At 70.8% G+C, this 10,265-nt stretch carries 7 protein-coding genes and 1 tRNA gene; 5 read left to right on the top strand and 3 right to left on the bottom strand.

What is annotated here, in order from left to right; translation table 11 throughout:
• The first annotated feature begins 408 nt into the window (after positions 1-408).
• Together VIB55_RS19815 and VIB55_RS19810 are read left to right on the top strand one after the other, a co-directional pair.
• Complete coding sequence (locus tag VIB55_RS19815) at positions 409-876, top strand: DUF4442 domain-containing protein (RefSeq protein WP_331878401.1); 468 nt, start codon at positions 409-411, stop codon at positions 874-876.
• Positions 877-920: 44 nt separating this feature from the next.
• Positions 921-1,874 (top strand): hypothetical protein, encoded by a 954-nt coding sequence (locus tag VIB55_RS19810; protein ID WP_331878400.1) that lies wholly within the window; start codon positions 921-923, stop codon positions 1,872-1,874.
• Between the two features lie 55 nt (positions 1,875-1,929).
• On the opposite strand, the gene VIB55_RS19805 is transcribed toward VIB55_RS19810, so the two are convergent.
• The 3 genes from VIB55_RS19805 to VIB55_RS19795 form a co-directional block, all read right to left on the bottom strand.
• Positions 1,930-3,714: a serine/threonine-protein kinase gene (locus tag VIB55_RS19805; RefSeq protein ID WP_331878399.1), complete on the bottom strand. Its 1,785-nt coding sequence runs from the start codon at positions 3,712-3,714 to the stop codon at positions 1,930-1,932.
• A 473-nt stretch (positions 3,715-4,187) separates the two neighbouring features.
• Positions 4,188-5,702: a L,D-transpeptidase family protein gene (locus VIB55_RS19800; protein WP_331878398.1), complete on the bottom strand. Its 1,515-nt coding sequence runs from the start codon at positions 5,700-5,702 to the stop codon at positions 4,188-4,190.
• Positions 5,703-5,893: 191 nt separating this feature from the next.
• The gene (locus tag VIB55_RS19795) at positions 5,894-7,423 is read right to left on the bottom strand and encodes a L,D-transpeptidase family protein (protein ID WP_331878397.1); all 1,530 of its coding nucleotides are present in this window, start codon (positions 7,421-7,423) and stop codon (positions 5,894-5,896) included.
• 208 nt (positions 7,424-7,631) lie between these two features.
• On the opposite strand from VIB55_RS19795, the gene VIB55_RS19790 reads away from it, so the two are divergent.
• The 3 genes from VIB55_RS19790 to VIB55_RS19780 all read left to right on the top strand — a co-directional run.
• A tRNA-Ser gene (locus VIB55_RS19790) sits at positions 7,632-7,714 on the top strand.
• Between the two features lie 33 nt (positions 7,715-7,747).
• On the top strand, positions 7,748-8,395 hold the full coding sequence (locus tag VIB55_RS19785; protein ID WP_331878396.1) for a hypothetical protein: 648 nt from the start codon (positions 7,748-7,750) through the stop codon (positions 8,393-8,395).
• Positions 8,396-9,124: 729 nt separating this feature from the next.
• The coding region (locus tag VIB55_RS19780; protein ID WP_349263055.1) for a HAMP domain-containing protein at positions 9,125-10,265 on the top strand (1,141 nt) is incomplete at its 3' end.

Raw genomic sequence — 10,265 nt, 5'->3', positions numbered from 1 at the left:
GCTCACCCCTGGGCACCCTGGGCACCCTGGGCACCCGGGCACCCCGGGCACCCCGGGCACCTTGGGCACCTTGGGCACCTTGGACACCCCCGGCACGGGCGACTGAAGTCGCTGCAACAAGCACACGAAGTCCGCCTTCGCGGACTGGCTTGCGGCGGGGTGTCCCCGGCTGTCGGGCGCGACCGGAGTCCTGTCATGGCAGCAGCGGTACTTCTGCCTGCTCGCCCCAGCCTCAAAGCCCTGTCATCCTGAGGCCCAGGCGCACCGGAGCAGCCCGTAGCACACCCCTCGCGGGCCGAAGGATCTAACCGCGGAGTGCTTTTCAGCCTGGGCGCGGCAGCGGGCACCCAAGCCGCGGCTGCAGCCCCGCACCAGCCCGTCCTCCCTCTGATCTGCCCCCCGGCGCCGATGCCTGAATCCAACCACACCCGCCTGCTGCGCTGGGGCTACAACTTCTTTCCGGCGTACCGCGGCACCGGCGCGCGCATCGAGTACATCGCCAGCGACTTCCGCGAGATCCGCATCCGCCTGCCGCTGAGCTGGCGCACCCGCAACTACGTGGGCACCATCTTCGGCGGCAGCATGTACGGCGCGGTGGACCCCGTCTACATGCTGATGCTGATCAAGAACCTGGGCCCCGCTTACGCCGTGTGGGACAAGGCAGCTTCCATCCGCTTCCGCCGCCCCGGCCGCGATACCCTGTACGCCCGCTTCACGCTGGATGAGGCCGAGCTTGACACGATCCGTGAAGCCCTGGCCGCCGCACCCACCGTCGATCGCACGTATGTCGTGGAGTTGGCCGACCGTGCGGGCGAGGTGCACGCCACGATCGAGAAGGTGATCCATATCCGCCGCAAGGCCGGGCCGCGTGGCTGACGGCGGGCGGCTCGGCGGCACGGATGGTGCCCGACCCGGTCTGCATGAGGATTCGACTGGTACTCCTGGCGCTCCTGGCCGCGTGCGGCGGCGACGAGGGCGCGACGGTGGCGGGAAACTTCGCCCCGGGCGCCGGCTCGCCCACGTCCATATGGGTGGTGGAGGCGGAGCGCAGCGCAGAAGCCGACACGGCGGGCTTCTCCATCGCCGGCCTGGTGCCCGGCCCGGCGAGCATGCGGCTGATGCGCGGCAGCGACACGGCTGGCGTGCTGAACGTCGGCAGCCTGCCTGAAGGATCGACGCTGACGCTGCACGGCCTGCGCGTCGACGAGGCGTCGGGGCTGGCCTTTCCGCGCTCCATCGAGCTGGACGGGGCCGACGCGGTGGTGGTGAACGGCATCCGCATGGCGCCGGAGGGCAGCGTTCCGGAGACCGTTGATGCGGGTGGCGCCGTGCTCGGCTGGGCAGCGGAGAGCGGCGCCATGCTGCTGCGCCCGCAAAACGCGTCCCTCCCGGACCTGCGCGTGATCGTCGGGCCGACGACGGAGCTGGTGGGTACGGACGGGGGCCAGGCCGCCGCCTCCGCCATCACCCCGGGCGACTCGGTGCAGGTGCAGGGCAGGTTCGAGAACGGCTACGTGCTGGCGAGCCGCATCACCATTCCCAGCCGCGTCGCCACCACCGATCTCCCCGGCCTCGTGCCCTCCGACGAGGGTGGGGAGGACGAGCCGGAGAACGAGCGCGAATCGGCCGCCTCCTCGTCCGCGTCCACCGGCGGATCGACGCCTCGCACGGTCGTCCGCAGCGCGCCCGCGGCACCAGCGCCCAGGCCCGTCGTCCGCAGCGAGTCCCGGGGGCGCGACGAGAGCCGCGGACGCGACGATTCGCGCGGCAGGGATGATGGGCACGCGCGCGAACATCGCAACGACAATCGGGGCCAGGGACGCGGCAACGGAGGCGGTGGAAACGGAAAAGGCAAGGGAAACGGAAAGGGCTGATCGCGCGGGAAGCGCCGATCAGCCCCGATCGTTTTTACCGTAGTTACCGCTGGTTCTATCTGCTGTTCTCCTCGTTCCTCGTCAGCAGCTGCTCGCTTACCACGTACCACTTTCCGTCGTCCTCGTCACGCTTGAAGATGTACTCCTGCATCCCCCGCCCGCGGCGCGTCTGCCCGTCTCCGCCAAAGACCCACTCCTTGTCCATCAGCACCCGGGCGCGGTCCGGCTCCAGGAACTGCACGCTGATGGAGTGCGGCGTGATGGCGCGGCTCTCGTAGCGCTTCGCGTCGCGCACGCGGTCGCGGTACACGCCCGACCGGGGAAGGCGGCGCGAGTTGTAGTAGTCCACGCGGCTTCCGTAGTACCGCACGTGCTCGCGGACGTCGCCGTCCACCCACGCCTGGTTCAGCGCGCGGACGTTCTGCTCGATCTCCACCTTCGCGCGCGTCAGCACGTCCGTGTCGCTGGCCGGGGTGCCCGCGGGTGTGCCCCCCGGGGTGTTGGGCGCATTGCCAGCGGACTGCGGGGGTGGCGCCTCCGCCACGGCGCGGGCACCGACGGCGCCCTGCAGCTTCAGGAACTCGCCATCCAGCGCGGCCAGCTGGCCGGAGTCCGGCGCCACAGCCGCCACCGCTGGCGCATCCGACCCGCCCCGGCGCGAGGCCCAGACGGCGACGGCCAGCAGCAGGAGCAGCGGCACGATCCACATCACCGGCGTCCCGGGCACCGCGAACTTTCGAGCCGGCCGGCTGGCGGGCACGCCGGCAGGCGCCAATCCATCCGCCGCGTGGACGGCGGGAGGCGGCGCCACCGACGGCGCGATCACGGGCACCCCCGCAACGCCACTCACCAGCGCCGTCGAGTCCGTCTCGGGCACCGGGGCGGCCGCGTCGTCGGCTACCAGGACAGGCGCGTCCTCGGCCACGGTGGCGGCGAAGGGCGCGGAGCCGGGGTGATAGGCCGTCCCATCATCCGACTGCGCGGCGGCCAAGGCCTCGATGAAGGCCGCGGCGTCGGGATGGCGCTCCTCGGGGTTCAGCCGCAGCGCCGTATTGATGACGTCGCATAGCGCCGGAGACACGGCCGTCCACGCCGGCGTGCGTGGAAGCGGCACATCCTCGCCCGCGCGGACGCGGGTGCGCTCGTGCTCGTTGTACGGGCGCTGGCCGGCCAGCAGCTCGTAGCCGATCAGCCCCAGCTGATAGACGTCGGAGGTGGCCGTGAGCTGCGTCGTGCCGACGATCTGCTCCGGCGACGCGTACGCCGGCGAGTGCGGAAGGTGGCCGATGGTGGTCAGCGCGTGCTCCGGGTCGTCGCCCAGCGGCTTGGCGATGCCGAAGTCCAGGATGCGCACCGCCTCGATCTCGTCCGTGCCGGCCAGGAAGATGTTGGCCGGCTTCACGTCGCGGTGGATGATCCCGGCGCGGTGCCCCGCAGCGATGCCGCGCGCGGCGTCCATCAGAATGCGGAGCGCTTCCGGCTGCGGGAGCACGGGGTTGCGGCGCAGCTCCTCCTTGAGGTCGCGGCCGGTCAGCAGCTCCATGATGATGAAGTCCAGCTCCAGCTCCGGGTCCGTCCCGTAGTCGAAGATGCCGACCACGTTGGGATGCTGGATCCGGGCGGCGGACGCGGCCTCGCGGCGGAAGCGTTCCCGCAGGTTGGGGAGCACCTGGTCCGGCGACTGGGCCAACGAAACGATCTTTACCGCCACCTCGCGGCCCAGCGTGGTGTCGAGCCCGCGGAACACCAGGCTCATTCCGCCGCGGCCGATGGGCTCCAGCACCTCGTAGCGCCCGGCCAGCAGCCGGCCGACCATCAGCCGTTCGAATCCCGGCCTCATCCGGCGGCTCCGTTGAATGCGGGGTGCAACGTCTGGCGATCAGGCATCACGTTCTGAATTCAGGGTGCATCGTCCATCGAACCGGGCGCAATCGCGCAATCGACATGCCCGGCCCCCAAGTCCGTGCCGGGGCGACTGAAGTCGCGGCAACAAAGGCCCGAAGTCCGCCTTCGCGGACTGCATCCGCAGCTTCTCCGCAGGTGGCGCACTATGCCACCATCCGCCAGGGATGGAGCCGGTGGACAGCACCAATGTCATCCCGATGGAGCGGCCAAGGCGAACCCGACCCCGCACCGCAGACGGCAGCGACTGAGGGATCCGCCACACACTCCGCGCCACCCGCCGAACCAGCCGCCACTCCAATCCAGGGCCTCCGTCGGCGCACGCCGCAGCCGGCAGCCGTTCGACGAACACCGCCCTCCCCGCGCATCGTGCGAGGAGGGCGGTCGAATCGAAAGCTCCGGGCGAAGCGGTTACCGCGGAGTGTGACCCGCGTGCTCGTCTTGCTTGGCCGGCTCCGTCGTCGTCGGACGCGAGCGGGCGCCGCTGTCCGAGCGCGCGCGCTCACGGGTGGTGCGGGAGCGAGAGGCCGTGTCCGCGCGGCTGGGCGTGGTCGTTCCCTCGCGGCGGGTAGACGTGCGCCCGGCCGCCGCGCTGGAGCCGCTGCTGCTCTTTTCAGGCGTCGGACGCGCGGCCGCGGCCGGCGCGGACGGCGACGACGGCCTGGTGGACGCCGAGCCGCTGGACGACTCGGCGTTCGCCGGGTCTTCCGCCTGCTTCTGCCCCATGATGTCGCGGAACTCCACCGGCGTGTTCGGCCGGATGTGGCGGCTGAGGAACTCCACGTCCCAGTTGGTCAGGCGCACGCACCCGTTGCTCGAAGCGTAGCCGATGGTCTGCGGCTCCGCCGTGCCATGGATGCCGAAGTGCGGCTCCGAAAGCGCCATCCACACGGTTCCCACCGCCACGTTGGGCCCCTTGGGGATCATGGCGTCCGGCTCATGATCGGGCACGCCCACCAGGATGTCGGGCTGGTAGTGCCACGACGGGTCCTGCGTGACGTGCGTCACCCGGTAGCTGCCGGTGGGCGACGGCGAGTACTTGCCGCCCAGCGTAGACGGGAAGTGGTAGACGACGCGGCCGTTGGCGTCCACCGCGTGCACGTACGTCCCGCGTCCGGAGATGACCAGCTTGGCCACCTGCTGCCCCCGCCCCGCCGCGTTCTCGTCGCGGACGGCGGGTACGTTCACCGTCTGCCCCGCCTTCAGCCCATCGATCTGAACGCCGGGATTCAACCTGGCCAGCAAGTCGGGGGTGATGTGGAACATCTCGCTCAGCTTCTCGGTGAGCGATTCGTAGCACGAGCAGTCCAGCTTGGCGTGCTCGTACACGTCTTCGGGAATCTTGGTGAACGGGCCCGCGACGTCTTTCGCAGACAGCGTGCGGCGCACCACCAGTTCGGCCGGGCTGCCCGAAGCGGACCGCAGGCGTTCGAAGGTGGCCGAGTCTGCACGCGCGGTGGCGGGAAGGCCCTCACGCTTCTGGAACCAGTACAGCGCCTGGGCCGTGTTCTTTCCCCAGCGCCCGTCCATGATCCCCGGCGAGAACAGCGCCCGGTCCAGCATCACCTGGATGCGCAGCACCGACGGGCCGCCCACGTCGCCGTACAGGGGCACGTGCTGCGGCGCGGTGTTCACCGACTCGATGGAGATCTGCTCCCACTTCTCGGGATTAGGGCGCTCGTTCCGCCCGCCGGGGATGGGGTCCAGCTGCACCACCTCCATCCACGACTCGTCCATGCGGGCGCGCTCCATCTCCTCGGGCGTCATCCGCGCGGCGCGGCGGTCCCACGCTACGACAGCGCGCGTGGGATCGTTGTCCACCTCGCGTGCCTGCGCGCCCTTGGCCTGCGCGTCTCCGCCGCCGTCCTTGCATCCGGCCACGGCCAGCGCGGCCAGGGCGGCGAGTGAAACTCGTTTGATGATCATCACTTGCGTGCCTCGTGTCGCGGTGTAGGCGAAAGCCGCCCGGCCCCGGGGGGACGGGCGGCTTAGGGGTCACGACAGGCAACCTTCGGGCCGCGTGGCGGGACGGTTTGCGAGCGTCGGGGGAGAAGAGACGAAAGCGGAGCACCGGACTGGCCGGCACCCCGCGCTCCATCAACTCGGTCGGGAACTCGTCAGGGACGCGCCGCCGGCTGTGTGCCCCGCGTCGTATCCCTCGCAGCTGGCGCGGCGGGCACCGGCGCGGGGTTCTGAGGCGCGGGCGTCGGACTGCCTGCCGGCGCCGCTGGACGCGGCGTGGCCGTGGTGCGGGGCGGCGCCTGCGTGGGTGAACGAGCTGTGTCGCGAGGCGCGGGAGTCGCAGGACGAGCGGTGTCGCGCGCGGCTGGCGGCGTGCGACGAGCCGTGTCGCGCGGCGCAGCGCTCGGACGCGCGGTGGAATCCGTGCGCGCGCTGTCCGCCCGCGTGCCGATGACGGGCCGCCGGGCGTCCGCCGGCTGCCCCGCCCCGGGCCGCGGCGTGTCGCTGAAGGTGACCGGCGTTCCCGGCAGCAGGCGCTTGCTCAGGAACAGCGCGTCCCAGTTGGTCAGGCGCACGCACCCGGCGCTCTGCGCGTACCCGATCGTCTCCGGCGACTTGGTGCCGTGAATTCCGTAGTGCGGCGCGGAAAGGCTCATCCACACGCGGCCGACCGCGCTGTTGGGCCCGGGCGGAATGCGCGCGCTCGGCCGGTCGTCGGGCACGTGGGCCAGCAGCTTCGGCTGGTAGTGCCACCACGGGTTCTCGTGGATGGACGTCACCGCGAAGTCGCCCTGCGGTGACGGGTCGAACGTGGAGCCCAGCGTGGCGGAAAAGTGATAGAGGATGCGGCCGTTCGCATCCAGTGCCTGCACGTATTTGCCGGCTCCCGATACCACCAGCTGGCGAATCTCCCCCGCCGCGCGCGCGTCGGCGGGGCGGACGGCCGGCACGTACAGCGTGTCCCCGGCGGCGAGCGAATCCAGCGTCACCCCGGGGTTCAGCTTGCGCAGCACCTCCACGCGCGTGTGGAACCGCTCCGTCAGCTTCTCGGAAAGCGATTCGAAGCACGAGCAGCTCAGCCGGGCCTGCGCGTAGATGTCTTCGGGCATGCGCATGAACGGGCCGGCCACGTCGTCGGCCGTCAGCACCTGCGGAACGACGGTCTGCGAGTCGCCCGCGATGAGCGCCAGTTGCGCGTACGTGGCGGAATCTACCACGCCCGTAGCCGGCAGCCCCTCACGCGACTGAAAGAACTGAACCGCCGTCTGGGTGTTGTGCCCCCAGTAGCCGTCCATCATCCCCGTCGAAAAGAGCGCGCGGCTCAGCAGCACCTGCACTCGGAGCACCGAAGGGCCCGAGTTGCCGCGGCCTACGGGAAGGTGGTACGTCCCCGAGTTCGCCGTCTGCACGCTGATGTCGGCCCAGCGCTCGCGGAGTGGTCCGGCAGCCGGCGTGGTGTCGCGCTCTGCCGCGGGCGGAACCCTGGGACGGCGGACCGCCGGAGGACGGCCCGGGCGCTGCTGCGATGTCCCGGCCGGCGCCGGCGTGGCGCGCGCGGGCGGACGGGCGCGCTGCGTGGGCAGAACGACCGGGCGCTCCCCCGCCTGCGCGAGCGCGGGTGCGGGAGCCAGGTGCGAGGCGGCAAGGACGAGCGCCGCGAGGGCGGCACGCATCAGGTTCGGCATGGAGATCGGAGATCCTTCGTACGGCGAGTCGGCCACAGGGCCGCGGAACACCAAAGTGAGGCGGTGCCACGGGTTGAAGATAACCCGGCCCGCACGGACCGCAAAGGTTTCCGGGCCCATACCGCAGGCAGGCATCCACCGGAGGCGATTGAGGGGCCTTGACCTGATCGCCCGGCGTTTCGATACTTGGAAATCAGGCTGTGCCTGAGGAGGGCTAGTCTAACTGGTAAGGCAGCTGACTTGAAATCAGCCGACCGAAAGGTCTTCGGGGTTCGAGTCCCCGGCCCTCCGCTCCCACACGAACCGCACGCAGAACCGCTCTCCATGGGGCGCCGCGCCTGGTCGGACGAACAGTTGCGCACCGCCGCCGCCTCGGCGCGGTGCCTGGCCGACGTCATGCGCGCGTTGGGCACCAAGAACTGCCGCGCCATCAAGCAGCGGGCAGCCGCTCTCGGCATCGAGATCCCGTCAGGGAAGCCGCTCACCTGGACCGACGCCGAGTTCCGGGCCGCCGTTGCGTCGTCACGCACGATCCGGGGCGCGCTCATGCGGCTGAACCTCCACGGACGCGGCGACAACTACAAGACGTTCCACAAGCACGCCCGCCGGCTCAACATTGACATCTCCCACTTCGTCGGAAGCGCCCACCTGGCGGGGCAATTGCGCACCAATCTCCAGTCCCGCCGCTCGCTCGACGCCATTCTCGTAGAAAACAGCGACTACCAGAACACAATGTGGCTCGCCCAGCGGCTCCTGCGAGAAGGCGTGCTGGAGCGCCGCTGCACCGAATGTCGCCGAACCACGTGGCGCGGCAATCCCATCCCGCTGGAACTCGATCACATCAACGGCGTGCGGCATGACCTGCGGCGAGAGAACCTGCGGTTCCTCTGCCCCAATTGCCACGCGCTCACTCCCACGTTCCGGGGCCGGAACGCGACACGCGAGAGACGCCGCGCCCGCGCCGCGGCGTAGCTCCGCCGCGCCGACGCCTCATTTCTACAGTTCCCCGCATGGCGTATCCCTTGCGTCGTGCTCACCAGCTTTGCTCGTGGGTTGCGTCCGCCACATGTTCCCGCCCGGCCATCCACTTGCCGAGCGCTTCGCGGAATGCTAATTCCCGCTACAGGTTTTATCCGGTAGAGTACGAATCGCGGTTTTCCTCGCCTGGAATCCCGCATCAATCGACGGCAGCGTCGGCCGGCGGCACCCGCGTGGGTGCACGCCGGTCCCCGGCATTTCGCCTCGTTCCGCCTCGCAGGAGCTGATCCCGTGCCTCAGGGTGACGACCGCACCAACCCCGTTCCGCCGGCTTCCGGCGACGGCGACAACTCCCCCGCCTCGCGCCCCCGTGGGCGGCGCCTGGCCGATCCCGCACGCGCGGACAGCCCACCCGGCGAAACCCCGGCGGCTTCGGCTGGCGCGGCCCCGCCCGCGGCTGGCAACGGCGGCGGCGCTGCCTCGCCCGTGCGGCGTGGACGCGCGGCGCAGGCAGCCGTGACGCCCGAAACGGCGGGGGACGGCGGCGGCGCTGCCATCCCCCCCGTGGCAGCCGACGTCGCGCCCGTGACCGGAAACGGCGGCGGGGCCCCGGCGCGGGGACGCGCCCGGGCGGCGGCCGGCAACGGCGGCGGTGCGGCGACGGCGGTGCCGGCCGCGGTTCCCGTGGCGGGTGACGTTCCCCGCCCCCGGGGGCGCGCGCGCATCGGCGCGGGCGACGGCGACGGAACGGGGGGTGACGGCGGCGAGGGCGGCGACCGCCGCGAGCTGCGCCGGCTGCTGCTGGCGCTGCGCGCGCTGCGGGGCGGCGACTTCTCGGTGCGGCTGCCCGACGTGTACGGCGACGCCCTGCTGGAGGAGATCGCCGACACCTTCAACGACATCGCCCACCTGAACCAGCGCGTCTCCGACGAGATGGTGCGCGTCACCACCACGGTGGGACGCCAGGGGCAGATGACCGACCGCGCCTCCATCGGCCCGGTGGGCGGCGGGTGGTCCGTCAAGCTGAACGCCATCAACCAGCTGATCGGCGACGTGATGACGCCCACCACCGAGGTGGCGCGCGTGATCACGGCGGTGGCGCGCGGCGACCTGTCGCAGAAGATGGCGCTGGAGATCGACGGCAAGCCGGTGCTGGGCGAGTTCCTGCGCATCGCCAACACCGTGAACACCATGGTGGACCAGCTCAGCGCCTTTGCGTCGGAAGTGACGCGCGTGGCGCGAGAGGTGGGCACCGAGGGCGTGCTGGGCGGCCAGGCCGAAGTGCCCAACGTGGCGGGAACCTGGAAGGACCTCACCGACTCCGTGAACTTCATGGCGTCGAACCTCACCGGCCAGGTGCGAAACATCGCCCTGGTTTCCACCGCCATCGCCAACGGCGACCTCAGCCAGAAGATCACGGTAGACGTAAAGGGCGAAATGCTGGAGCTGAAGAACACCATCAACTCGATGGTGGACCAGCTCAGCAGCTTCGCATCCGAAGTGACCCGCGTGGCCAAGGAAGTGGGCACCGAGGGCAAGCTGGGCGGCCAAGCGCGGGTGGAAGGCGTCGCCGGCGTGTGGCGGGATCTGACGGACAACGTGAACCAGCTGGCCGGCAACCTCACCGTGCAGCTGCGCGACGTGTCCGCGGTGGCGACCGCGATCGCGGACGGCGACCTGACGCGCAAGATCACCGTCGAGGCGGCGGGCGAGATCCTGCAGATCAAGGAGGTGATCAACTCCATGGTCGACCGGCTCTCCGTCTTCGCCGACGAAGTGACGCGCGTGGCGCGAGAGGTGGGTACTGAGGGCGTGCTGGGCGGCCAGGCCGAAGTGCCCAACGTGGCGGGAACCTGGAAGGACC

Source organism: Longimicrobium sp. (genome assembly GCF_036554565.1).
Classification (GTDB): domain Bacteria; phylum Gemmatimonadota; class Gemmatimonadetes; order Longimicrobiales; family Longimicrobiaceae; genus Longimicrobium.
The sequence above is the reverse complement of the archived record's forward strand: the minus strand, read 5'-3'. Positions and strand labels throughout refer to the sequence as shown.

What these genes read in the sequence shown, in the direction of transcription:
- VIB55_RS19810 (WP_331878400.1), top strand. Translation starts at nt 921, where the DNA reads ATGAGGATTCGACTGGTACTCCTGGCGCTCCTGGCCGCGTGCGGCGGC.
- VIB55_RS19795 (WP_331878397.1), bottom strand. Translation starts at nt 7,423, where the DNA reads ATGCCGAACCTGATGCGTGCCGCCCTCGCGGCGCTCGTCCTTGCCGCC.
- VIB55_RS19785 (WP_331878396.1), top strand. Translation starts at nt 7,748, where the DNA reads ATGGGGCGCCGCGCCTGGTCGGACGAACAGTTGCGCACCGCCGCCGCC.
- VIB55_RS19800 (WP_331878398.1), bottom strand. Translation starts at nt 5,702, where the DNA reads ATGATCATCAAACGAGTTTCACTCGCCGCCCTGGCCGCGCTGGCCGTG.
- VIB55_RS19805 (WP_331878399.1), bottom strand. Translation starts at nt 3,714, where the DNA reads ATGAGGCCGGGATTCGAACGGCTGATGGTCGGCCGGCTGCTGGCCGGG.
- VIB55_RS19815 (WP_331878401.1), top strand. Translation starts at nt 409, where the DNA reads ATGCCTGAATCCAACCACACCCGCCTGCTGCGCTGGGGCTACAACTTC.